Origin of the sequence: [Empedobacter] haloabium (genome assembly GCA_008011715.2) — a bacterium.
Lineage (GTDB): Bacteria > Pseudomonadota > Gammaproteobacteria > Burkholderiales > Burkholderiaceae_D > Rugamonas > Rugamonas haloabia.
In genome coordinates this window covers 1,624,785-1,648,863 of record CP136508.1, presented here as the reverse complement: position 1 = coordinate 1,648,863, position 24,079 = coordinate 1,624,785, and the positions used below count along the sequence as shown (strand labels likewise).

17 protein-coding genes are annotated in these 24,079 nt (G+C 67.7%); 4 read left to right on the top strand and 13 right to left on the bottom strand.

The window, feature by feature from the left end; genetic code table 11:
* Window positions 1-83 precede the first annotated feature (83 nt).
* From E7V67_007170 to lptF, 4 genes are read right to left on the bottom strand one after another with little or no spacing between them, the layout of a single operon-like run.
* Window positions 84-827, bottom strand: coding sequence for a carbon-nitrogen hydrolase family protein (locus E7V67_007170; GenBank protein ID WUR14885.1), 744 nt, complete (start codon window positions 825-827; stop codon window positions 84-86).
* Window positions 824-1,192, bottom strand: coding sequence for a CbiX/SirB N-terminal domain-containing protein (locus E7V67_007165; GenBank protein WUR14884.1), 369 nt, complete (start codon window positions 1,190-1,192; stop codon window positions 824-826). Before E7V67_007165 ends, E7V67_007170 begins: the two co-directional genes overlap by 4 nt.
* 8 nt (window positions 1,193-1,200) lie before the next feature.
* Window positions 1,201-2,364: an LPS export ABC transporter permease LptG gene (gene lptG, locus E7V67_007160; GenBank protein WUR14883.1), complete on the bottom strand. Its 1,164-nt coding sequence runs from the start codon at window positions 2,362-2,364 to the stop codon at window positions 1,201-1,203.
* Complete coding sequence (gene lptF / locus E7V67_007155) at window positions 2,361-3,479, bottom strand: LPS export ABC transporter permease LptF (protein ID WUR14882.1); 1,119 nt, start codon at window positions 3,477-3,479, stop codon at window positions 2,361-2,363. Before lptF ends, lptG begins: the two co-directional genes overlap by 4 nt.
* Before the next feature lie 102 nt (window positions 3,480-3,581).
* Here lptF and E7V67_007150 point away from each other — a divergent pair, with 102 nt between their 5' ends.
* Complete coding sequence (locus E7V67_007150; GenBank protein ID WUR14881.1) at window positions 3,582-5,075, top strand: leucyl aminopeptidase; 1,494 nt, start codon at window positions 3,582-3,584, stop codon at window positions 5,073-5,075.
* Between the two features lie 144 nt (window positions 5,076-5,219).
* Here the strand turns inward: E7V67_007150 and E7V67_007145 are convergent, their stop codons facing one another.
* From E7V67_007145 to E7V67_007130, 4 genes are read right to left on the bottom strand one after another with little or no spacing between them, the layout of a single operon-like run.
* Window positions 5,220-6,650 carry a DUF3999 family protein gene (locus tag E7V67_007145; protein ID WUR14880.1) on the bottom strand — a complete coding sequence of 477 codons (1,431 nt, stop codon included), beginning with the start codon at window positions 6,648-6,650 and terminating at the stop codon, window positions 5,220-5,222.
* The gene (locus E7V67_007140) at window positions 6,647-9,925 is read right to left on the bottom strand and encodes a DUF2339 domain-containing protein (protein WUR14879.1); all 3,279 of its coding nucleotides are present in this window, start codon (window positions 9,923-9,925) and stop codon (window positions 6,647-6,649) included. Before E7V67_007140 ends, E7V67_007145 begins: the two co-directional genes overlap by 4 nt.
* A 36-nt stretch (window positions 9,926-9,961) precedes the next feature.
* Complete coding sequence (locus E7V67_007135; GenBank protein ID WUR14878.1) at window positions 9,962-10,609, bottom strand: hypothetical protein; 648 nt, start codon at window positions 10,607-10,609, stop codon at window positions 9,962-9,964.
* Between the two features lie 9 nt (window positions 10,610-10,618).
* Window positions 10,619-10,945, bottom strand: coding sequence for a hypothetical protein (locus E7V67_007130; GenBank protein WUR14877.1), 327 nt, complete (start codon window positions 10,943-10,945; stop codon window positions 10,619-10,621).
* A gap of 446 nt (window positions 10,946-11,391) precedes the next feature.
* Here E7V67_007130 and E7V67_007125 point away from each other — a divergent pair, with 446 nt between their 5' ends.
* The gene (locus tag E7V67_007125; GenBank protein ID WUR14876.1) at window positions 11,392-12,162 is read left to right on the top strand and encodes an exodeoxyribonuclease III; all 771 of its coding nucleotides are present in this window, start codon (window positions 11,392-11,394) and stop codon (window positions 12,160-12,162) included.
* A gap of 36 nt (window positions 12,163-12,198) precedes the next feature.
* Here E7V67_007125 and E7V67_007120 read toward each other — a convergent pair whose 3' ends face one another.
* The 5 genes from E7V67_007120 to prpB all read right to left on the bottom strand — a co-directional run bounded on the left by E7V67_007120 (window position 12,199) and on the right by prpB (window position 21,517).
* Window positions 12,199-15,450: an EAL domain-containing protein gene (locus E7V67_007120; GenBank protein WUR14875.1), complete on the bottom strand. Its 3,252-nt coding sequence runs from the start codon at window positions 15,448-15,450 to the stop codon at window positions 12,199-12,201.
* A 197-nt stretch (window positions 15,451-15,647) separates the two neighbouring features.
* Window positions 15,648-16,838 (bottom strand): 2-methylaconitate cis-trans isomerase PrpF, encoded by a 1,191-nt coding sequence (prpF, locus tag E7V67_007115; GenBank protein ID WUR16238.1) that lies wholly within the window; start codon window positions 16,836-16,838, stop codon window positions 15,648-15,650.
* The gene (acnD, locus tag E7V67_007110; protein WUR14874.1) at window positions 16,838-19,444 is read right to left on the bottom strand and encodes a Fe/S-dependent 2-methylisocitrate dehydratase AcnD; all 2,607 of its coding nucleotides are present in this window, start codon (window positions 19,442-19,444) and stop codon (window positions 16,838-16,840) included. Before acnD ends, prpF begins: the two co-directional genes overlap by 1 nt.
* A gap of 23 nt (window positions 19,445-19,467) precedes the next feature.
* Window positions 19,468-20,616, bottom strand: coding sequence for a 2-methylcitrate synthase (gene prpC / locus E7V67_007105; protein ID WUR14873.1), 1,149 nt, complete (start codon window positions 20,614-20,616; stop codon window positions 19,468-19,470).
* A gap of 13 nt (window positions 20,617-20,629) precedes the next feature.
* Window positions 20,630-21,517, bottom strand: coding sequence for a methylisocitrate lyase (prpB, locus tag E7V67_007100; GenBank protein WUR14872.1), 888 nt, complete (start codon window positions 21,515-21,517; stop codon window positions 20,630-20,632).
* A gap of 158 nt (window positions 21,518-21,675) precedes the next feature.
* Between prpB and prpR the strand changes: the two genes are divergently transcribed.
* Entirely contained in the window at window positions 21,676-23,289 is a 1,614-nt protein-coding gene (gene prpR, locus E7V67_007095; GenBank protein WUR14871.1) for a propionate catabolism operon regulatory protein PrpR, read from the top strand.
* An 88-nt stretch (window positions 23,290-23,377) separates the two neighbouring features.
* Window positions 23,378-23,869 carry a DUF6328 family protein gene (locus tag E7V67_007090; protein WUR14870.1) on the top strand — a complete coding sequence of 164 codons (492 nt, stop codon included), beginning with the start codon at window positions 23,378-23,380 and terminating at the stop codon, window positions 23,867-23,869.
* The last annotated feature ends 210 nt before the right edge of the window (window positions 23,870-24,079 follow it).

The window sequence follows — 24,079 nt, the reverse complement described above, 5'->3', positions numbered from 1 at the left end:
GGCAACCCGAGGTGACAGGCTCCTATCTTCGGGTCTCCGACCCGAAGATAGGAGCCTGTCACCTGTGGGTCATCGCCTTCAGTCTATTTCACGACCCGCCCGCGCCAGCCCACATCATCGCAGCGCGCCACCAGCAGGCATTCGCCCCCGCCAGCCGCCGCGACCACCAACTCTCCACGCTCATCCCACAACGCACTGCGCCCGGCGCTCTCCCAGCCACCCGTCATGCCACCATGGTTGGCCATCAGCACCGGCATCCGGTGCATGGCCGCATACCCTTGCAACAGCGCCGCATCGGCCGCATAGCCATTGACCGACACCAGCACGCTGGCCGCATACAGCCGCGCGCCATCTTCCGCCGCCGCGGCCGCGTGCCGCGCATGGGCGATCTCCGCGCACACCGCCAGTGCGACGCGGCGGCCGTCCACGTCCAGCGCGGCGCCACCCGTGCCGGGCGCGAACGCGGTTTCCTCGCCGGGATGCAGGTACTGCTTGGTGTACACGTGCAGCCCGCCCTGCGGCGTAAACGTCAATGCCGCGATCAGTGGCTTGCCGTCCGCATTGGCCAGCGGCGCGCCGGCGACGACGGAGATACGCTCGCGCGACGCCACGTCGCGCAGGGGCGCCAGGCGCGCGTCGCCGGGCGACAGCGCCAGCTCCGCCGCCAGCGTGGGCTCATAGCCGGTCAGGGATAATTCCGGAAACAGCACCAGCCGCGCACCCTCGGCCGCGGCGCGCCGGGCCAGCGCGACATGGCGCGCCACGTTGGCCGCAATGTCGCCACGGGCGGCGACCGTCTGCGCCGCCGCGACGCAAGGCGCCGTCACAGCGCGCCGACGCAGTAATCCGCGAGCGCGCGCAGCACGGCGTCGTTCTCGCCCGCCGCCTCGACCACTTTCACCGTCAAGCCAGGATGCGCCGCGCGCAGCTCGTCGATCATCAACGGCAGGTCGCGCAGCACGTGGCCGCCCTGCCCCAGGAACACGGGCACCACGGTGAGATGGGTGACGCCCTGCGCCACCAGCGCCGCCGCCCGCTCCGGCAGGCGCGGCTCCATCAGTTCGAGGTAGGCCAGCGACACGTCCACGCCGGGCGTGCGCGCGGCCACCAGGTCGCGCAGGCGCTCGAACGGCGCGGCCCAGCTGGCGGCGCGGGCGCCGTGGGCGAACAGGATCAGTGCTTGTGTGCTCATGAAGGTTCCTAGTGTCGTTCGACCCAGTACAAGGCGGCCAGCGCCAGCAGCAGGAAGATCAGGCTCGGCATGATCGCCGTGACGAAGGCCGGCAGCGAGGACAGCAGGCCGAGGTGGGCGAACAGCGTGTTCACCAGCAGGAAGCCGACGCCGATCATGATGCCGATGAAGATCTTCAGGCTGACGCCGCCGCTGCGCGTGTGCAGGTAGGCGAACGGCAGCGCCAGCGCCATCAGCACGAAGATCGCCAGCGGGTCGATCAGCTTCTTCCAGAAGGCGATCTTGAAGCGCTCCGTCTGCTGGCGGTTTTCCTGCAGGTGGCGGGTGTACACGGCCAGCTCGTTGGCCGACATGCGCTCCGGGTCCGAGGCCGATACCGACAGGATCTTCGGCGTGATCTCGGACAGCAGGTCCTTGCTCGCATGGCGCTGCGTGGCCACCACGCCGGTCTCCTGGGCAAAGTTGTTGCGCGCGGTCGCCTCGCCCTTGAGCAGCGCCGGATTGCTGAAATGGTTCTCGGTGACGTCGAACAGGCGCCATACGTTCTCGCCCTGGTAGACGCCGTTCCTGGCGACCGTCAGCGTGCGCAGGCGGAAGCTGTTGTCGAACTCGTACAGCTTGACGCCCACCAGGCGCCCGTCCGGCAGCACTTTTTGCACATTGAAGAAGCGCGAGCCCAGCACGGTGCCCTTCAGTCCTTCGCTCTTGACGATGTCCTTGGTCCACAGGCCCGACTTGAACTCGGCCGACACGGTGGCGCCCTTGCCCGTCAGGTGCAGCCGCTCGGCGATCAGGGCCGTGCGCGGCGCGATCAGTTCGCCGAACACGAACGTGACGGCCACCAGGATGATGCCGATCTTGAACAGCATCCAGCCGGCCGTGCGGGTGGACATGCCGGCCGCGCGCATGATGGTGAATTCCGACGTCGACGCGAACTGCGCCATCGTGTAGATGGTACCGATCAGCGCCGCCACCGGCATGATCTCGTACACGTGCTGCGGCACCATCACGATCACGTACAGCAGCGCGTGCTGCATGCCGTAGCCGTTCTTGCCCACACCAGGCAGCTCGCCCGTCAGGTCCATGAAACCCAACAGGCCCAGGAAGGCCAGCAGCACGAACGCGACCGCCTGCAGGATGGAGACGGTGAAGTAACGCTGCAATACGCTCATCGTGCCGCTCCCTTGCGGCGCAGGCCGGCCAGCAGCGCGCGCGGATGCAGGCGGTGGTTGACGTTCAGGCGCCAGGCGAACATCGCCAGCACCGTCAGCGCCGCCAGCAGGTGCAGCGGCCACCAGGCCATCTCGAAGCTGAACTTGCCCTGCTTGACCGCGGCTTCGAACATCTTGACGGTATTGTTATAGATGAAGAAGATCAACAGCGCGATGATCAGGTTGGTCGAACTGCCCGCGCGCGGATTGACGAAGCCCATCGGAATCGCCAGCAGCATCAGGATCAGGCAGGTGATCGGCAGCGAGATGCGCCACAGGATCTCGGCGCGGGCCGCGTTGGTCGGCAGCGCCAGCAGCTCCAGCGTGGGGATCGCGTTGGCGTCGCGCTTGGCGTCGAGCTCCTGCGCTTGCTGCGCCACGCGCATGCTGTAGCGGTCGAACTCCATGGTCTGGAAATCGGCCTGGCCGGGCGTGCCCTGGTAGCGCCGGCCGTTCTTCAGCACCAGGTAGCGGTAGCCGTTCGGCGCCGTCTCGATCACGCCTTCCTTGGCCACGATGACGGAGGTGCCGCGCGCATCGACCTGGTTGACGAACACGTTCTGCACGGACGCGGTCTGGCCCGCGTTCCCTTCGACGAAGAAGATGCGGTTGGCCGACGACGATTCCTTGAACTGGCCGGGCGAGACCTTCTGCAGGTCCTCGCGCTTGGCGAAGCGCTCGACGTATTCGGCGCTTTTCTGCTTGGCCCAGGGCGTGGCGTAGAACGCCAGCACGCCCGTCAGCAGGATGATGGGGAAGCCGAACGTGAGCACGGGCCTGATCCACTTGGTCAGGCTCTGCCCGGAAGCGAACCATACCACCATTTCGGAATCGCGATAGCTGCGCGTGACGACCATCAGCACCGAAATAAAACTGGTGAGTATCAGTATCATTGGCAGATAATTCAGGGCCGCGAAGGCGATCAGCGCGAGCACGTCGGACGATGCCACCTTGCCCCCGGCAGCCCTGCCCAGGATGGTGATCAGGGTCCACGTGACGATGATGGTAAACAGCACCGTAAAGGTAGCCCCTGCGGAGCTGGCCAGCTCACGCCTCAAGGCACGTTGAAAAATCATTCGAAGTTTATAATTCGCTTAGCAAGTTAGTTTACAGCGGTGACCGCGTCCAGAAGACACTGTCATGCGCAAGGCCACCACGGCATACCTACGGAGAACCAAATGGACTTTAGCATAAAAGCATTCGACACAAAGAACACCATCACGTCGGCCAAGACCGGCTGTGTCGCAGTTGCTGTTTTCGAAAACAAGAAGCTCTCGCAAGCGGCCCAGTCCCTCGACGGCAGCGGTGAAATCACGGCCGCACTGAAATCCGGCGACATCACGGGCAAGCCCGGCTCCACGCTGCTGCTGCGCGGCGTCACGGGCGTGGCGGCGGAGCGCGTCCTGCTGGTCGGCCTGGGTAACGTGGAAGGCGTGACGGAGAAAAGCTTTACCGGTGCGGTGCAAGCCGCCGTCAAGGTGTTCTCGACCCTCGGCGCGGCGGACGCCATTATCGCACTACCGATGACGGAAGTGAAAGAGCGCGACGTCAACTGGGCGATCCGCACCGTGGTGCAGATCGCGCGCGACGCCGCCTACCGCAGCGATGCGCAGAAGTCGAAGAAGGACCCGGCGCCCGCCGGCGTGCGCAAGCTGGCCCTGGCCGTGCCGAACAACGCCGCCACCAAGCTGGCCCTGGCGCAGGCGATCGCCATCGCCAACGGCATGCAGCTGACCAAGGACCTGGGCAACCTGTCGCCGAACGTCTGTACCCCGACCTACCTGGCCGAGACGGCCAAGAAGCTGGGCAAGGACTACAAGTTCAACGTGGAAGTGCTGGAGCGCAAGCAGCTCGAAGCGCTGAAGATGGGCAGCTTCCTGTCCGTCACGAACGGCAGCGAGCAGCCGCCCAAGTTCATCGTGATGAAGCACATGGGCGGCAAGCCGAAGGACGCGCCGGTGGTCCTGGTCGGCAAGGGCATCACGTTCGACACGGGCGGCATCTCGATCAAGCCGGGCCCCGGCATGGACGAGATGAAGTACGACATGTGCGGCGCCGGCTCCGTGCTGGGCACCTTCCGCGCCATCGGCGAACTGGGCCTGAAGCTGAACGTGATCGGCATCGTGGCCGCCTGCGAGAACATGCCGTCCGGCCGCGCCACCAAGCCGGGCGACATCGTCACGTCGATGAACGGCCTGACCATCGAGATCCTGAACACGGATGCCGAAGGCCGCCTGATCCTGTGCGACGCGCTGACCTACGCGGAACGCTTCAACCCGGCCGCCGTGATCGACATCGCCACGCTGACGGGCGCCTGCGTGGTCGCGCTGGGCCACCACCACAGCGGCCTGTTCACCCGTGACGACGACCAGCACAACGCGCTGGCCGAGGAACTGGCGAACGCCGGCAAGGCCGTCAGCGACACCACCTGGCGCCTGCCGATCGGCGAGCAGTACAACGAGCAGCTGAAATCGAACTTCGCCGACCTGGCCAACATCGGCACGCCGGGCGGCGCCTCGTGCACGGCCGCCGCGTTCCTGGAGAACTTCACCCGCAAGTACACCTGGGCGCACGTGGACATCGCCGGCACGGCCTGGAAGTCGGGCGGCGCCAAGGGTGCCACCGGCCGTCCGGTGCCGCTGCTGACCAACTTCCTGATCGGCCGTACCTGATGTAAACCCCAGGGGACAGACGCTCGCTTGGGGTCTGTCCCGCTTTTTGGGACTGACCCCGGTTTTTATCGCTTGACTTGCATGGTTCTGCGATTAAAACCAGGGTCAGTCCCCTGCGGGGACAGACCCTAGACGCATCTTCCTTTACTTCTGCCCCGCCTTCATCTGCCGGTGCAGCTGCCACGCCATCCCTCCCAGCACCGCCAGTCCCGCCAGCAGCGCCGCCCACAGGGCCGCCTTGCGATACTGCGACGCCGTCGCGGCCTGTTCGGCCGCGCTGGCCGCGCGCTCCTGCGCGCGTGGCGTGGCCTGCTCCGGCCCTGCCGTCACCTGCTCGGCCTTGCCGATCTCCGCCGCCGACAGGCCGGGCGCCACTTCGGCCAGGTCGCGCGTGGCCGGCCTGGCATCGTCGCGGCCGTAAGCCAGCGTGTATGGGGCATGGCCGCTGGCCAGGAATACCAGCGTGGCCGGTGCCCAGCCGATCCGCAGCGAGGGCTTGCTCTCGGTCGGCGTCAGCGGCCGCACCACCCAGTGCGGCTGGTGCGTCGGCTCGATCGCCAGGTCGCCCGAGCGGCGCTCGCGCCCGCCCTGCTCGATGCGGTAGAACGTCGCCTTCAGCATGGGATCGAAGCGCCAGGTGGTGGCGCTGCGCCCCTTCAATGCCGGCAGCTCGGTGTAGCGGCCCAGCTCCACCGGCAGGCTGACGTTGCGTTCGGCCAGCTCCAGGCCGATACGCTGCACCGGCAGCGCGCTCGATGCCGCGTACAGCCATTCGCCCGGGTTCTTGCCAGGGGTGGCTGGCAGCACCAGCGTGTCGAGCGGCGCGGCCTGGCCCATGTAATGCACGGCTTCGCCCGTGATGGCGGCGAACTGCAGCGGCTTGCCCTCCAGCCAGCGGATGCGGGCATAGCGGAATTCGCGCGGCTCGAACTCGATCCGGTCGGCGGCCAGCGCCGCGCCATCGCCGCTGACCATCCAGCTGACCTGGCTTTGGGCGACCTCGCGCCAGGTCTTCAGGTCGTCGCTGGCTTCCACGGCGAGCAGCGCCTGGTAGCGCTGGGTGCCCGGCGGCAGCGTAAAGCGCAGCATGTCGAACGTACCGGGCGCCTGCGGGTCGCGTTGCTGGTCCGGGCGCATGTCCAGCACCAGGGCGGCCAGCGGCGCATCGGCGCGCGCCGGGTTGCGCGTGCCCAGCGAGACCAGCGCACCGTCCGCCGTGCGGCGGATGTCGATGGCGGTGCTGGCGGCGCTGTCGTCCGGCGCGCCGAAGACGGGGAATATCCGCACCGGCACCGAATGGCGGCTGGCCTGCGCCTGTTCGGCCGGCGCCCGCAGCGCGAACGGCAGCACGGTGCCGCGGCTGTCGAAGACGCGCAGGTCGTCCAGCCGCGCCGAGCGCGCGTGCAGGTAGACGCCGGCCGGCAGACGGTACTGCACCACAGCCTCGCGGCCGCTGGTGGACAGCTTCTGCTGCCAGCCGTAGTCGTCCGCCTTGTCGCCTGCCTTCTCGGCCGCCGCGGCGCTGCCCAGCGCCAGCCAGGCCAGCGCGACGCCGGAAATCATCGAACCTCTCATGCCGCTTCTCCATCGCGTTTGTCGTCGGGTCCCGATCTGTCGGTCGGGAATGGCGCCAGGTAGCCGATTGCCAGCATCAGCAGGCCCACGCCGACGAACGACACGATGCGCTCCATGCTGCCGCTGCCATCGAGATCGACCAGGAACAGCTTGGCGACCACCAGCAGCAGGATGGCCGCCCCGGCCAGCCAGGCCGCGCGCAAGGACCGGCGCACGGCAAAGCGCATCAGCACCAGTGCCGACAGCGCCCACACCAGCGACAGCATCGCCTCCACCGCGCGCGAGGCGAGCAGCGCGCCAGCCTCGTACGGCAGATCCAGCACGTGCGCCGCCGTGCGCAGCAGCATCAGGTTGAGCCAGCCGAATGCCGCCACGCCGGCCAGCCAGCGCAGCCGGCCACGCGCCGCTGCGGCCAGATCCGGCAGCGCCACGCGGCAGTGCGCGAATACCAGCGCCGCGGCGAAGGCGGTCGACAGGTCCACTGGATTGAGCAAGGGCAGATAAGGCAGCGGCGCCATGCCGCCGTCCTGCACCAGATTCCACCAGATCACCCGCAGCACGCACCAGAGGGTCGCCAGCGGCAGCAGCATGCGCGCGTACCAGGGGCCGAACGGCGCCACCGGCCAGCGCTCCTGGCGCACCGCGCGCAGCAGCCAGGCCAGCACGCCCATCTGCAGCCAGGCCGGCAGGCACTGGCCCCACACTCCGGCGGCATCCCAGCCGGCCGTCGCCAGCAAGTCCCGGTACAGCGCGGGACCGGCCAGCCAGCGCACGAGCAGCTCGTACCCCGCCGGCCAGATCACCAGCCACGGACCAGCCGTGCGCAGCGCGTGTACCGCCAGCGTGCGCTTGCGGCCCAGCTCCCAGCCGTTGCGCGGCCAGCCCTGCAGCAGCACTTCGCTGACGACCAGCAGCACCGCCAACACGCCCCACTCGCGCCAGGCCAGTGTGTGGCCGCTGTACAGGATCACCAATGCGGTGGCGAGTGCGAGCCCCAGCGCCAGCCAGCACGGCGCGGCCAGCCAGCGCAAGGCCGGCCAGGCCAGCCGCCGCGCGGCCAACGTGAACAGCAGCGCGGAAACGGCGATGCACAGCGCATAGGCGGACCACCAGTCCAGCGAGACGATGCCGGAGCGGATGTCGATCAGGTCTGCCAGCAGGTCCGCGCCGATGCTCGCCACGCTGCCATACCACCAGGCGGCGCTCCAGGCCAGCATCGTGCGCGACCAGCGCGGCGCGTCCTCGCGCAGGCGCCATGCGCTGAACAGCGCACTGCCCGTGATCATCAGGATCGCCACGACAGGCCGTTCGGCCCAGTTGCCGGTGCCAAGTGTCCAGGAGCCGAGGATCTGCCACAGCACGGCCAGCGCGGCCAGCAACTGGATCGCCAGCGCCACGACACGCGTGCCGGCCACGCGCAAGCGCGGCCCCGCGGTGGCGACGGCGGCGCACAGCAGCAAGGCGCTGCCGGCCAGGAGCGCGGCGCGAACGGTGCCGTCGGCACGCAGGCCGATCTCGATCCACGCGCCGATCAGCAGGGTGGCGGCCGTCAGCCACCACAGGCCCATGCGGATGCCATTGCGGGCCCGGCCGTGGTCGCCCACGGCCTGGAAGCGCCACGCCATCACGCCGGCGCTGGCGGCCAGGATCAGGAAGCCCAGCCACATCGACGCGTCGAGCGCCTGTTGCGGCGTCAGCCTTGCCGTGCTGCCGAGGAAGGCCAGCCAGCTGCCCAGCTGCAGGGCCAGGCCGAACATCCAGGTGCGGCGGCGCTGCAGGCGCAAGCCGGCCCAGACGATGGCGGCCCCCTCGGCGGCCCACGCCGCCGACGTGGCGCGGCCGTCCAGTGCCATCGGAATGGCCAGGGTACCGAACAGCACACCTACCGTCAGGAAGGAGCCGACCAGCTGGCGGAAGTGCTCGCCCCGGTGACGCCACAAGTACACGGCCAGCGCCGTGTAATACAGGCCCATGCCCAGCGCGGCAAAGGCGACGCCGAACGGCATGTCGCGCACCAGCGCGAACTGCAGGCCGGCACCTGCCACCGGCGTGCCAAACACGAGGATCGCGTCGATATACGGCCGCTGGCCGACCTGCCTGCTGGCGGCGAACGCCAGCGAGATGCCGGTGTAGAACAGCACGAACAGCAGCAGGAACAGCTGTACCGACAGGTAATCGGCCGGCGTGTACGAGCGCAGGCCCCAGGCGGTGCCGATGCCGAAGGTCATGATGAAGCCGGCCAGGTTGAGCGAGCGCCAGGAACGCTTCAGCGCGATGGCGAAAATGCCGGCATTGAGCAGAGCGTAGTAGGAGAACAGCCCGATATGGCTGCCGCCGCCGGTCGACGTCACGATCGGCGCGGCGAAGCCGGTGACGATGCCGAACAGCGCCAGCCACACGGCGTTCTGCATGACGGCCAGGAGGCAGGTGAAGACGGTCAGCGCGAACAGCAGCACGAACGCGGCGCCACCGGGGATCAGGTCGTACAGGCGGAAGCTGGCAAAGGTCAGCAGCTCGAAGATGCCGATGGCCGCACCCTGCACCGGCAGCGCGATGGCGCGCCGCGAGTCGCGGATGCGCCAGCCCCAGCGCAGCAGGAAGATGTCGGCCACGGCGACGGCGGCGATGCGCAGTTCGATCGGGATGACGATCTGGCTGGCCACGTATTTCAGCAGGAAGCTGACGCCGATCAGCAGGATGACGAGGCCCAGCTTGGCCACCAGGTTGCCCGTGAACAGCCAGCGCCGGGCGGCCTCCACCCAGGCCGGCGCGGGGCGCGAGGCCGGGCGGGCCGGCTCAGGTTTGGCGGCGGGCGCGGGCGGCGTTGGCTGTGGCGCGGCCGGCACCGCTTTGGCGACCGGTTCGGGCGTGTGCTCCGCCTGCGGTGCGCGCACCGGCGGCGGCTGCCATTGCGGCATCTGGACAGCGGGCGTCCCGGTGGCGAAGACCGGGAAAATGGACGCCGGCGCGGCAGTGCGCGCGGCAGCTCCAGGCGCCGCCGCGGGCGCCGGCTGCGTTGACGTTGCGGGTGGCTGCGCGGCCTCGGGCGCCGGGGCTGCCGCGGCGGGGATGGGTTGCGCGGCCGGCGCAGCGGGCTCGGTTGACGCCGCCTGACGGCCGACCCAGTAGTCGACGCGTCCGCGCAACTCGTTCAGCGCACTCTGCAAGAGCGCGTTGCGGCGCTCGAGCTCGCGCACCTTGCTCCTGGCCTCCGTCGCGGCGCGCAAAGCGATAATGGCCACCACGAAGGTGACCAGCAAATAAAGGTATTCCAAGTCGATCAGCCCCGAGACGGGGTTATTGTTGTTAAATTAGTAAATGATACCACCGCCGGTCGGCGGCGGGTTGGCGGGAGGCGTGGCCGCGGGAGCGGCCGGACGTGCCGGCTGGACGCTGCGCTCGCCGCGCTGCAGGACGACGGTCAGGACCTGCGGGTAGTCGAACCCGGCGCCGGTCTGGCGGTCGATGAATTGGCCGGTCCCTGCCGTCAGCAGGATATTGCCCCAGCGCGAGGCATTCTGACGCGGACCGATTTCGTCATAGGCCCACACGTCGTCCTTGCGGCAGTCGACGGTGAGAGCTTTGGTGCTTTTCTTGATCTGGGTGCGACCGGGGGACGTGACGAACCAGCGCCCCGCGTCGTTGGCGAGGACGCAACCGATGCCGCCAACCTGCTGGTGGTCGAGCACGGTTACGACCATGACGTACTGCTCGCTGCTTTCGGTGATCGTCGCGCAGCCGGCCGATGCCGCCATGCCAAGCGCGGCGGCGACTCGACCGGCAAGCTGCCATCGGCCCGGCCGGAGGCCAGTTCCCTTATCGTCGGCAAGCGCAGCGCCACCGCGACCGTGCAGCGGGACGCTGCGCGGCACGAATGGCGTCGCATTGCACGGCTTGATGGTCCGGGCGAGCGCCGCCAGCCAGGCAATGCCGGTGACGGGCTTGGGCCAGGATGGCATACGGCGGGCTTACTCGCCGCTGTCGGACTTCTGCTTCTGCTTCAGTCCCTGGATCACGTTCACGATGTCTTCCATCGCCGTGGTTCCGTTCAGGCCGGAGAACGCGTCGATGACCTCGTTCAACACCTGGTTGCGCACCGCCGCTTCGTCGGCGCCCATGACGGGCGCGCGCTGCACGCCAGCGCGTGCGCCGACGGCCTTCTCACCGGCTTCCTTCGCGGCCGCCTTGCGGGCGGCCGGCGTCTTGCCATGTTCCAGAGCCGCCTGCCAGATCAGCCAGCGGCGCTGCGTTTCATATACCAGATACTCTTCTGGCTTGTCTTCGCGGCGGCGCACGATGTGTCCGTCCCGCTGTGCCCATGCTTCGAATGCAGATCGCATTTTCTTCCTTTACAAATGCTTTGCACGTTAATCCGACTGTTTCCGTATAGTACCACTAATTTACCTAAGACAACATATCTTTGCAGTATCTTTTTGCTCAACAGTTACAAAGGTAGATGCAGTTGGAAATCGTTCGATGCCGAACAGCGTAAGTATATTGCGCTTTCCCTCGAACGTTAATCGAATCTTAGTACTATTTTGATAACTCCGAGACATTATCGGCAATTATTTTTGGGGGATGTCGCATTTTGCAACAGAAATTGCGTCTGAGAGAGTTGCACTTGTTTTGGTAGCAATGTTTTTGTGCAATTCATTGTCGCACATTGTATTCGCTTTCGGCAACTTGTAACACCTGTCAAATCCTGTAAGATTCTCACTCATTTTCACACTCGAGATCGCTAATGAAGCTGGTAACCTGGAACGTCAATTCGCTCAACGTACGTCTGTCGCATCTGCTGCGCTGGCTGGAGGAGAACCCGGTGGACGTCGTCTGCATCCAGGAGACCAAGCTGACCGACGACAAGTTCCCGCTGGCCGCGCTCGAGGCCGCGGGTTGGCACGTCGCCTTCTCGGGCCAGAAGACCTACAACGGCGTGGCCATCCTGTCGCGCCAGCCGCTGGCGGACGTGGTGCGCAACAACCCGCGCTACCCGGACGAGCAACAGCGCATCCTGGCCGCCACCATCGGCGACCTGCGCGTCGTTTGCGCCTACGTGCCGAACGGCCAGGCGGTGGACTCCGAAAAGTATGTGTACAAGCTGGGCTGGATGGCGGCGCTGCGCGACTGGCTGGCCGAGGAACTGGCGCGGCACCCGAACCTGGCCGTGCTGGGCGACTACAACGTGGCGCCGGAAGACCGCGACGTGCACGACCCGGCCGTGTGGGAAGGCGAGGTGCACGTGTCGCCGCGCGAGCGCGCCGCGTTCCAGGCCCTGCTGGACGTGGGCCTGACGGATTCGTTCCGCCTGTTCGAGCAGCCGGAAAAGTCGTACAGCTGGTGGGACTACCGCATGCTGCGCTTCCAGAAGAACCAGGGACTGCGCATCGACCACATCCTGCTGTCGCAGCCTTTGGTTGCGCGCTGCACGGCCTGCACGATCGACCGGGCGCCGCGCAAATGGCCGCAGCCGTCCGATCACACGCCGGTCATCGCGACCTTGGCCGAGGCCTGATCCCCGCGAGGAACCCGTGGTGCCGCCCCCGCAGACTCAACCCTGCTCCAGCAGATGGACGGCCTGCTCGGCCGGCACCGGCCTGGAGAACAGGTAGCCCTGCGCGAACTGGCAGCCCTGCCGTTGCAGCAGGTAGTAGTGCCCTTCCGTCTCGACCCCTTCCGCCACCACCGACAGCTGCAGGCTGTCCGACAGCGCCACGATGGCCGAGACGATGGCGCGGTCCTCGGCACTGTGCTCCAGGTCCTTGACGAAGGCGCGGTCGATCTTGATCTTCTTGACCGGGAAACGCTTCAAGTAGGCCAGGCTGGAGTAGCCGGTGCCGAAGTCGTCGATCGACAGGCGGATGCCCATCGCGTTGATCTGGTCCAGGATGTCCAGGGTGTGATCGCCATGCTGCATCAACGCCGTCTCCGTGATCTCGAATTCCAGCTGCGAGGGCTCGATGCCGGTCTCGTCGAGGATGCGGCGGATCGACGGCACCAGGCCCTTGTGCATGAACTGGCGCGGCGACAGGTTGACGGCCAGCGGCACCGGGCGCAGGCCCTGGCGGCGCCATTCCATGCTCTGCTCGCAGGCGCGGCGGATGACCCATTCGCCGATCGGCACGATCAGGCCGTTGTCCTCGATGATCGGGATGAACTTGTCCGGCATGACCAGGCCCGTGTTCGGACGGCGCCAGCGCAGCAGCACTTCCAGCGAATGCAGCTTGCGCGTGCCCATGTTGATGATGGGCTGGAAATGCAGCTCGAACTGCTGCAGCGCCAGCGCGCTGCGCAGGCTGCTCTCCAGCTCGAAGTGCGCGGCCGCCAGGTTCATCTTCTGCGTGAAGAACTGGTAGTTGTTGCGGCCTGCCGCCTTGGCGTGGTACATCGCCGCGTCGGCGTGGCGCATCAGGGTTTCCACGTCCTGGCCGTCGTCCGGGTAGACGCAGATGCCGATCGACGGGGTGATGTGCAACATGTGCCCGTCCAGCGGGAACGGCTGCGCCAGCGCGTCGATGATCTTGTCGGCCACGTGCGCCGCCTCGTCGTTGTTGCGGATGCCCGGCAGCAGCACGACGAATTCGTCGCCGCCCAGGCGCGCCACCGTGTCGCTGGCGCGCACGGCGCGGCACAGCCGGACCGCCACTTCCTTCAGCAACAGGTCGCCCGTCATGTGGCCCAGCGAATCGTTGATGGTCTTGAAGCGGTCCAGGTCGATGAACATCACGGCCAGGCTGCGCTGCGAGCGCTGTGCGGCCAGCATGGCGCGGTCGAGCCGGTCCGCCAGCAGCGCCCGATTGGGCAGGCCCGTCAGGCTGTCGTGGTAGGCCATGTGGTGCACGCGCGCCTCGGCCTGGCGTCGCTCGACGATCTCGGCCTGCAGCTTGGCATTGGCGCCGGCCAGTTCGGCCGTGCGTTCCAGCACACGCACTTCCAGCTCGTCGCGGGCGCGGCGCACCGCATCGGCCGCCTCGCGCCGTGCCGTCACGTCGTCGATCATCCACACCGAGCGGCCGCGCGGCTGGGCCCAGTCGTATGGCCGGCCCGACAGGCGCGCCCAGAACTGGCTGCCGTCGCGCCGTACCAGCAGGTGCTCGGACGAGCTGACACGGCCGGCCTGGAAATCGGCCGCCGTCTCGCGGCGGGCCGCTTGCCACGCCGCCTCGTCCGGGTACAGGCCGCGAATCGGCAGGCCGGTCAACTCGCCGGCGTCGTAGCCGAACAGCTCTTCCATCTTGCGGTTGCAGCGCAGGTTGCGGCCCTGCTCGACCATCGAGATGCCCAGCACGGCGCTGTCCAGGATCGCCTGGTTTTCCAGCAGCGCGTTGCGCAGCGACGCCTCGGCGGCCTTGTGCTCGGTGCGGTCCTCGACGATCCAGATCGTGCCCTGGGTCGGGTCCATCGGATTGACGACATAGCCGATCAGCTGGGCCCAGAAGGTGCTGTCGTCGCTGCGGCGCATCTCGACATCGGTCTGAAACGGCTTGCCCTGGCTGAGCAGCGGCGTGGCGAGCGCGCCCAGCGCCGCATACGCCTCGGCCGACGGATACAGCGCGGCCGCCGGCATGCCCAGGCATTCCTTGTCGTGGTAGCGGAACATGTCACGAAATCCGCGGTTGCAGCGCGTGATGACGCGGTTGCGCGTGAACAGAATGCTGATCGACGCGTTCGTCATCATCGCTTCCACGTCCATCTGCATCTCGCGCGACTGCGTCACGTCCTCCAGGATCCAGATCGTGCCGCCGTCGTTGTGTTCCTGGTCCACCGCCTTGGCGCGCACGCGGCACCAGAACAGCGAGCCGTCCTTCTTCTGGAAGCGGAAATCCTTCTTTTCGAACGGCTGGCCGGCGGCCAGCACGGGCCCGGCCTCCAGGCCGAACGCCGCGTACACCTCGGGCGACGGAAACACCGCGCCCGAATGCATGCCGATCATCTCGTCGGGCGCATAGCCGAACATCTCCGCCATGCGCGGATTACAGCTCAGCATGCGCTGGTTCTTGGTGAACAGGATGCCGACCGAGGCGTTGTCCAGGATGGCCTGCTGCTCCATCAGCAGCTTGCGCGTGGCCTCGGTGGCGGCGCGCTGCTCGCTGATGTCCTCGACGATCCAGACCATGCCCTCGTCGGCGTCGGACGGGTCGATCAGGCGGCCGTAGCAGCGGGTCCAGAACAGGCCGCCGTCCTTGCGGCGCATCTGCACGTCCAGCGTGACGGACTTGCCCTGCCCCAGCACGGGCAGCCAGCGCGCGCGCCGGCGCGTGAACTCGTCCGGGTCCGGGTACAGGACCACGCTGGGCGCCCCTTCCAGCTCGCCGCGCTCGTAGCCGAACATCTCGGCCGCGCGCAGGTTGCATTCGTGGATCTGGTCACGCTTGCTGTAGATGATGCCGACCGCCGCGTTCTCCAGGATCGCCTGTTGCTCCAGCAGCGCCTTGCGCAGCGCGCGCTGGTCGCGCTGGATCGCACTGATGTCCTGCAGGACGATGGTGGCGCCGCGTTGCTCCAGCGCCGGCGGGAACGGCTTGACGGTGACCTGGACGGGCAGGTAGCGGCCATCGCTCGTGGCCACGCAGCTTTCCCAGCTGGCGGAGCGGATGCCGCACAGCGCCGCCGTCAGCGTGACCACGCTGTCGGCCAGCACGTGGCGGGCGAACAGGCCGGACGGCGTCAGGTCGTGCGGGTCGCGGCCCAGCAGCGCAGCCAGCTCGTCGTTCGCCGCCAGCACGCGGCCATCCGCGTCGCACGCGCACGCGGGCATGCCGATCAGCCGCAAGGCGTCGGCAACAAGCTCCGGAGGGGTCACGACAGCGTTCATAATCAGGCAGTTGAAATAACAGCTGCCTTATGGCAACGTCATCCGACGATCATAAACCACCAGCCCGGCAATAGCCATCCTGGCGCCAGCCGGAACGCCCCGGCCGGGGCGACCGTACAACAATCGATGCCTTGGAAATAACAACGGGGCGCACCTGGCGCCCCGTCGTTGCCGAAACAACAGCCTTAGAAGGCGTCGCCCGGCACCCGCACGAAGCCTTCCATCAGCACGCGCGCACTGCGGCTCATGATGGCCTTAGTCACGCTCCACTGGCCGTCCACAAGCGTGGCCTCGGCGCCCACGCGCAGGGTGCCGGACGGGTGGCCGAAACGCACCGCCGTGCGCGAGCCGCCGCCGGCGGCCAGGTTGACCAGCGTGCCGGGAATGGCGGCGGCCGTGCCGATCGCCACGGCCGCGGTGCCCATCATCGCGTGGTGCAGCTTGCCCATCGACAGGGCCCGCACCAGCAGGTCGATGTCGTCCGCGCGCACTTCCTTGCCGCTGGACGACGTGTAGCCGCGCGGCGGCGCCACGAATGCCACCTTCGGCGTGTGCTGGCGTTTGGCCGCATCCTCCACGCTGGCGACAAGCCCCATGCGCACGGCGCCATGTGCGCGGATCGTCTCGAAGCGGGCCAGGGCCTGCGCGTCGCCGTTGATGGCTTCCTGCAGCTCCGTGCCGGTGTAGTCCAGCGCCTCGGCGTCCAGGAAGATGGTGGGGATGCCCGCGTTGATCAGCGTGGCGCGGAACCTGCCGACACCCGGCACCTCCAGCTCGTCCACCAGGTTCCCGGTCGGGAACATGGCGCCGCCGCCCTCGCCTTCCTCGGCGGCCGGATCGAGGAACTCCAGCTGCACCTCGGCGGCCGGGAAGGTCACGCCATCGAGCTCGAAGTCACCGGTCTCCTGCACGGCGCCATCGGTGATGGGCACGTGCGCGACGATGGTCTTGCCGATATTGGCCTGCCAGATGCGCACCACGCAGATGCCGTCGCGCGGCACCTGGCTGGGGTCGAGCAAGCCGCTGGCGATGGCGAACGAGCCCACCGCCGCCGACAGGTTGCCGCAGTTGCCGCTCCAGTCGACGAACGGCTTGTCGATCGAGACCTGGCCGAACAGGTAGTCGACGTGGTGGCCGTGCCGGGTGGACGGCGCCACGATGACGGCCTTGCTGGTACTGGAGGTGGCGCCGCCCATGCCGTCGATCTGCTTGCCGTACGGGTCCGGGCTGCCGATCACGCGCAGCAGCAGCGCATCGCGCGCCGATCCCGGCACCTGCGCCGCTGCCGGCAGGTCCTGCAGCCGGAAGAACACGCCCTTGCTGGTGCCGCCGCGCATATAGGTCGCGGGGATTTTGATTTGCGGTACGTGCGCCATCATGCGGCCTCGCTTGCCGGTACGGTCGCGGCCAGGAAGTCCTGGGCGAAGCGCTGCAGCACGCCGCCCGCCTCGTAGATCGCCACTTCCTCGGCGGTGTCCAGCCGGCACAGCACCGGCACCGTCAGGCTCTCGCCATTGGCGCGGTGGATCACCAGGGTCAGCGTGGCGCGCGGCTGGCGCTCGCCCACCACGTCGTAGGTCTCGGTACCGTCCAGGCCCAGGGTCAGGCGGTTGATGCCGCCGGTGAATTCCAGCGGCAGCACGCCCATGCCGACCAGGTTGGTGCGGTGAATTCGTTCAAAACCCTCCGCGACGATGGCCTCGACGCCGGCCAGGCGCACGCCTTTCGCCGCCCAGTCGCGCGAGGAGCCCTGGCCGTAGTCGGCGCCGGCCACGATGATCAGCGGCTGCTTGCGCTCCATATAGGTCTCGATCGCTTCCCACATGCGCGTGACCACGCCATCGGGCTCGATGCGGGCCAGCGAGCCGGCCTTGACCTGCCCGTCCACGACGACCATCTCGTTCTTCAAGGTGGGGTTGGCGAAGGTGGCGCGCTGCGCCGTCAGGTGGTCGCCCCGGTGCGTGGCGTAGGAGTTGAAGTCCTCCTCCGGCAGGCCCATCTTCGCCAGGTACTCGCCGGCGGCCGAATCGGCCATGATCGCGTTCGACGGCGACAGGTGGTCGGTCGTGATGTTGTCGCCCAGGATCGCCAGCGGCCGCATGCCGCGCAAGGTACGCTCGCCCGCCAGCGCGCCTTCCCAGTACGGCGGACGGCGGATATAGGTGCTCTGCGCGCGCCAGTCGTACAGCGGGCTGACCGCGGCGGCCGCGTCGCCGCTGCGCGCGAACATCGGGATGTAGACCTTGCGGAAGTGGTCCGGCTTGACGCTGGCCGCGACGATGGCGTCGATCTCGGCATCGCTCGGCCACAGGTCGGCCAGGCGAATCTCACGGCCGTCGGCGGTCGTGCCCAGCACGTCCTTCTCGATGTCGAAGCGGATCGTGCCGGCGATGGCGTAGGCCACCACCAGCGGCGGCGAGGCCAGGAAGGCCTGCTGCGCGAACGGGTGGATGCGGCCGTCGAAGTTGCGGTTGCCCGACAGGACCGCGGTCGCGTACAGATTGCGCTCGACGATCTCCTGCTGGATGACAGGATCGAGCGCGCCGGACATGCCGTTGCACGACGTGCAGGCATACGCGACCACGCCGAAGCCCAGTGCTTCCAGTTCCGGCAGCAGGCCGGCTTCTTCCAGGTACAAGGTGACGGCCTTCGAGCCCGGCGCCAGCGAGGTTTTTACCCAGGGCTTGCGCAGCAGCCCGGCGCGGTTGGCGTTGCGGGCCAACAGGCCCGCCGCGATCATGTTGCGCGGGTTGTTCGTGTTGGTGCAGCTGGTGATCGCGGCGATGATGACGGCGCCGTCCGGCATCTTGCCCGGCTCGTTCTCGACCACGCCGGAAATGCCGCGCGCGGCCAGCTCGGAGGTCGGCACGCGCTTGTGCGGGTTGGACGGCCCGGCGATATTGCGCACGACGGAAGACAGGTCGAACGTCAAGGTGCGCTCGTACTCGGCCTGCGCCAGGCTGTCGGCCCACAGGCCGGCCTGCTTCGCATACAGCTCGACCAGCGCCACCAGCTCGTCGTCGCGCCCCGTCAGGCGCAGGTAGTTGATGGTCTGCTGGTCGATGTAGAACATTGCCGCCGTGGCGCCGAACTCCGGCGCCATGTTCGAGATCGTGGCTCGGTCGCCCAAGGTCAGCGCGGCGGCACCTTCGCCGAAGAACTCCAGGTAGGCCGACACCACCTTTTGCTTGCGCAGGAATTCGGTCAGCGCCAGCACGATGTCGGTGGCCGTGATTCCCGGCTGCGGCCGGCCGGTCAGCTGCACGCCGACGATATCGGGCAGGCGCATCCAGGAGGCGCGGCCCAGCATGACCGTTTCCGCCTCCAGGCCGCCGACGCCGACGGCGATCACGCCCAGCGCATCGACCATCGGCGTGTGCGAGTCGGTGCCCACCAGCGTATCCGGATAGGCCACGCCGTTGTCCACCTGGATCACCGGCGACATGCGCTCCAGGTTGATCTGGTGCAGGATGCCGTTCCCGGGCGGGATCACGTCCACGTTCTTGAACGCGTGTTTGGTCCAGTCGATGAAGTGGAAGCGGTCCTCGTTGCGGCGGTCCTCGATGGCGCGGTTCTTCTCGAAGGCCTGCGGGTCGAAGCCACCGCATTCGACGGCCAGCGAGTGATCCACCACCAGCTGCGTCGGCACGACGGGATTGACCAGAGCCGGGTCGCCGCCCTGCTGGGCGATGGCGTCGCGCAGGCCGGCCAGGTCCACCAGGGCGGTCTGGCCCAGGATGTCGTGGCACACCACGCGCGCGGGGAACCAGGGAAAGTCCAGGTCGCGCTTGCGGCCGATGATCTGCTGCAGCGAAGCCGTCAACTGGGTGGAATCGCAGCGGCGGCACAGGTTCTCGGCCAGTACGCGCGACGTGTAGGGCAGCTTGTCGTAGGCGCCCGCTTCGATCGCCTCGACGGCGGCGCGCGCGTCGAAGTAATCCAGGGTCGTACCGGGCAGGTTTCTGCGGTACGCGCTGTTCATGGGGATGGTCACTTCTCTACCTCTTATTTGCGGTCGCTGATCGGCACGAAGCGCAGGTCCTCGGGACCGACGTAGTTCGCGCTCGGGCGGATGATCTTGTTGTCGATGCGCTGCTCGATGATGTGCGCGGCCCAGCCGGAGGTGCGCGAGATCACGAACAGCGGCGTGAACATGGCGGTGGGCACGCCCATCATGTGGTACGACACGGCGGAGAACCAGTCCAGGTTGGGGAACATCTTCTTGATGTCCCACATCACGGTTTCCAGGCGCTCGGCGATGTCGAACATCTTCATCGAGCCGCCTTCCTGCGACAGTTTGCGCGCCACTTCCTTGATCACCTTGTTGCGCGGGTCGGAGATCGTGTAGACCGGGTGGCCGAAGCCGATCACCACTTCCTTGTTCGCCACGCGGGCGCGGATGTCGCTTTCGGCCTCGTCGGCGTTCTCGTAGCGCTTCTGGATCTCCAGCGCCACTTCGTTGGCGCCGCCGTGCTTCGGACCGCGCAACGCGCCGATGGCGCCGGTGATGGCAGAGTGAATGTCCGATCCCGTGCCGGCGATCACGCGCGCCGTGAAGGTGGAGGCGTTGAACTCGTGTTCGGCGTACAGGATCAGCGACGTGTGCATCGCCTTGACCCAGCTGTCGGACGGCTTGAAGCCGTGCAGCAGGTGCAGGAAATGGCCGCCGATGGAGTCGTCGTCGGTCTCGACCTCGATGCGCTTGCCGTTATGGCTGTAGTGGTACCAGTACAGCAGCATCGAGCCGAAGGAGGCCATCAGGCGGTCGGCGATGTCGCGCGCGCCGGCGACATTGTGGTCGTCCTTCTCCGGCAGCGCGCAGCCCAGCGCCGAGACGCCGGTGCGCATCACGTCCATCGGGTGGGCGCCGGCCGGCAGCGCTTCCAGCGCGGCCTTGACCGCTTGCGGCAGGCCGCGCAGGGAACGCAGCTTGGCCTTGTAGCCGCGCAGCTCCGCGTTGTTGGGCAGCTTGCCGTGCACCAGCAGGTAGGCGATCTCCTCGAACTCGCAGCTGTCGGCCACGTCCAGGATGTCGTAGCCGCGGTAATGCAGGTCGTTGCCCGTCTTGCCGACGCTGCACAGGGCCGTATTGCCGGCGGCAACACCGGACAGGGCGACGGATTTCTTGGGCTTGAAGGTGGTGGTTTCGGTCATTTCACGGGTCTCCTTATTTTTTCTGGGCCTGGAACAGTGCGTCCAGCTTGCGTTCGAATGCGTGGTAGTCGATGCGCTCGTACAGTTCCTCGCGCGTCTGCATCGTGTCCAGCACGGCCTTCTGGGTGCCATCGCGACGGATCGCGCCGTAGACGTTTTCGGCGGCCTTGTTCATCGCGCGGAAGGCGGACAGCGGGTAGAGCACGAGGCCGACGTCCGCCGTCTTCAGCTCTTCCACGGTGAACAGCGGCGTCGAGCCGAACTCGGTGATGTTGGCCAGGATCGGCACCTTCACCGCATTGGCGAACTGTTTGTACATCGACAGTTCCGTCATCGCTTCCGGGAAGATCATGTCGGCGCCCGCCTCGACGCAGGCCAGCGCGCGGTCCACCGCGGCATCCAGGCCTTCGACGGCCAGCGCGTCGGTGCGCGCCATGATGACGAAGTTCTCGTCCGTGCGCGCGTCCACCGCGGCCTTGATGCGGTCCACCATCTCGGCCTTGCTGACGATCTCCTTGCCGGGGCGGTGGCCGCAGCGCTTGGCCCCCACCTGGTCCTCGATGTGCATCGCGCCGGCGCCGGCCTTGATCAGCGATTTCACCGTGCGCGCCACGTTGAAGGCGGAAGCGCCGAAGCCCGTGTCGACGTCGACCAGCAGCGGCAGGTCGCACACGTCGGTAATGCGGCGCACGTCCACCAGCACGTCCTCCAGGCCGGAGATGCCCAGGTCGGGCAGGCCCAGCGAGCCGGCCGCGACACCACCGCCGGACAGGTAGATGGCACGGAAGCCGGCGCGCCGGGCCAGCAGCGCGTGGTTGGCATTGATGGCGCCGACGACCTGCAGCGGCGACTCTTCACGGACGGCCTGGCGGAACGCGGCGCCGGCGGAAAACTGACTCATGGTGACCTTTCGGGTAATGAAGAACGGATGCTGCCATATTGCAAATGCCGTGCCAGCGATTGCGAACAAGCAAAATCAAGCACTTGCAACGTTCTAGTCGCTGAGGTCGTGTTTCAGATTGAAACATTGAAACGCAGCGTTGCAATATAATCTGCGACATGGCCCAACCTATTCTTCCTGTCGAGCAAGACAAGCCCGTCATCTGGACGGTGTCCGTTTCGCGCCTGGCCGCGCTGTTCCGCGACATCACGCTGGAGTACGACGCCCTCGCCACCATCGAACCCATCAACCTGGGCTTCGACGACGCCGTGCGCCACATCCGCGAGCGCCTGGCCACGGAGCGCTGCGATGCCGTCATCTCGGCCGGGTCGAATGCGGCCTGGCTGAAAAGCCGGCTGTCGGTGCCGGTCGTCGTGGCCAAGGCCAGCGGCTACGACATGTTGCAGGCATTGGCGCGGGCACGGCGGGCGGCGGGCGGCGGGCCGATCGGCGTCGTGACGTACCAGGCGCCGGTACCCGAGCTGAGCCGGTTCGCGGACACCTTCGGCATCGGCATCGTGCAGCGCACCTATGCCACCGAACAGGATGCGCGCGCGCAGATCGCCGACCTGAAGGCGGCCGGCGTGCGCGCCATCGTCGGCGCGGGCCTGATCACGGACCTGGCCGAGCAAGCCGGGCTGACCGGCGTGTTCGTCTACTCGGCGGCCTCGATCCGCCAGGCCTTCGACGACGCGCTGGAGATCGCCCGCCTGGGGCAGCTGGAAGCACAGCGGCACCGCAGCCGCGCCAGCGCGGTGCCGGACACGCTGCGGGCCCGCCATGGCGTGGCCGACCTGCGCGGCGCGTCGCCGGCGATGGAAAAGGTGCGCCAGGCTGCCGTTCTGTATGCGCGCTCGTCGGCCACGGTGCTGATCCAGGGCGAGACAGGCAGCGGCAAGGAGCTGGTGGCGCAGGCGATCCACCGTGAGAGCCCGCGCCATATGAAAGCCGGCGCGCCCTTCGTCGCCGTCAACTGCGGCGCGCTGGCCGAGTCGCTGCTGGAGTCGGAACTGTTCGGTCATGAGGAAGGCGCGTTCACGGGCGCGCGCCGGGGCGGTCATGCGGGCCTGTTCGAGGCGGCCAACCACGGCACGCTGTTCCTCGACGAAATCGGCGAGATGCCGCTGGCGCTGCAAACGCGCCTGCTGCGCGTGCTGGAGGAACGCGAGGTGGTGCGGGTGGGCGGCACCCGGCCCGTGCCCATCAACGTGCGCATCGTCAGCGCCACCCACTGCGACCTGGAACAGCGCGTGCGCGACGGCCGCTTCCGCGCCGACCTGTTCTACCGCCTGGCGGTGCTGCGCCTGACGTTGCCGCCGCTGCGCGAGCGCCACGAAGACATCGTGCCGCTGGCCGAGTGGTCGCTGCGCAATGCGCTGGCCGCGCTGGGCACGCGCGCCGCGCCCAACCTGGCGGCGGAACTGGCGGCCTGCGCGCCGCTGCTGCGCGCCTACCCGTGGCCTGGCAACGTGCGCGAACTGCGCAACCTGGCCGAGCGGCTGGCGCTGTTCCTGGCGGCCGAGCCGCTGCAGGCGCTGACGCCGGCGTTCATGCTGCAGGTGGCCCCCGAGCTGGCGGCCGCCCCAACGCCGACGGCCCTGCCGCCAGGGCGGGAGAGCACGGCGGACGTGCTGCGCCGCTTCGGCGGCCGGCGCGACGCGGCGGCGCAATACCTCGGCATCAGCCGCACGACACTGTGGCGCCGGCTGCGCGAGGAAGGCATGGAGGGCTGACCTGCTGCGCGCCGACCAGGCGCGCAGCACGCTAGAATGGGTAGCACGAGAGAAGGCGCCGACAATCGATACGCCTCGGAAAGAGCACATGGACGAACAACAACCGCCGGCGGAGCGCGATTCGCTGAAGGACCAGATGGGCCACCTGATCGAGGAAGCGCGCATGGTCCTGCCGGGCATCCAGGCCCTGTTCGGCTTCCAGACCGTGGCTGTGTTCAACGAACGCTTTGCCGACCTGCCGTTCGGCGTGCAGGCCTGCCACATGGTCGCGCTGGCGCTGGTCGTCGTCGCCATCGCCCTTGTCATGATGCCGGCCGCCTACCACCGGCTGGCCACGCCGGACCGCGCCACGCTGCAAACGATCAAGGTGTGCTCGCGCGCGATCTGCTACGCGCTGGCGCCGCTGGCGGCCGGGCTGTCGCTGGACATGTTCGTGGTGCTGCACGCGGTGACGAGCGACGATGTGCTCAGCATCGCCAGCGCCGTGGCGTCGTTCGCACTGCTGATCGGGCTGTGGTTCGTGTATCCGCTGCATCGGCGGCGGGTGCATGGCTATGGGGCGACCGACGCCGGCGCTTGAGGTTGGGGTCTGTCCCGTTTTTTGGGACTGACCCTGGTTTTTGTCCGCGGCGCGCGCTTCACGATGAAAACCGGGGTCAGTCCCGAAGGGACAGACCCCAAGCCTGAAGGAACAGACCCCAGCCACACCACTCATCCCGCAATCGAACCGCTCATCCCAATCCGCTGCCCCAGTGGCTCCCTCCATGTGACGATACGTCCCAAGGAGGAA

Coding starts and splice junctions, on each gene's coding strand:
- E7V67_007165 (WUR14884.1), bottom strand. CDS start 1,192: ATGAGCACACAAGCACTGATCCTGTTCGCCCACGGCGCCCGCGCCGCC.
- E7V67_007090 (WUR14870.1), top strand. CDS start 23,378: ATGGACGAACAACAACCGCCGGCGGAGCGCGATTCGCTGAAGGACCAG.
- prpR (WUR14871.1), top strand. CDS start 21,676: ATGGCCCAACCTATTCTTCCTGTCGAGCAAGACAAGCCCGTCATCTGG.
- E7V67_007135 (WUR14878.1), bottom strand. CDS start 10,609: ATGCCATCCTGGCCCAAGCCCGTCACCGGCATTGCCTGGCTGGCGGCG.
- lptF (WUR14882.1), bottom strand. CDS start 3,479: ATGATTTTTCAACGTGCCTTGAGGCGTGAGCTGGCCAGCTCCGCAGGG.
- prpC (WUR14873.1), bottom strand. CDS start 20,616: ATGACCGAAACCACCACCTTCAAGCCCAAGAAATCCGTCGCCCTGTCC.
- prpF (WUR16238.1), bottom strand. CDS start 16,838: ATGGCGCACGTACCGCAAATCAAAATCCCCGCGACCTATATGCGCGGC.
- E7V67_007145 (WUR14880.1), bottom strand. CDS start 6,650: ATGAGAGGTTCGATGATTTCCGGCGTCGCGCTGGCCTGGCTGGCGCTG.
- acnD (WUR14874.1), bottom strand. CDS start 19,444: ATGAACAGCGCGTACCGCAGAAACCTGCCCGGTACGACCCTGGATTAC.
- lptG (WUR14883.1), bottom strand. CDS start 2,364: ATGAGCGTATTGCAGCGTTACTTCACCGTCTCCATCCTGCAGGCGGTC.
- prpB (WUR14872.1), bottom strand. CDS start 21,517: ATGAGTCAGTTTTCCGCCGGCGCCGCGTTCCGCCAGGCCGTCCGTGAA.
- E7V67_007125 (WUR14876.1), top strand. CDS start 11,392: ATGAAGCTGGTAACCTGGAACGTCAATTCGCTCAACGTACGTCTGTCG.
- E7V67_007150 (WUR14881.1), top strand. CDS start 3,582: ATGGACTTTAGCATAAAAGCATTCGACACAAAGAACACCATCACGTCG.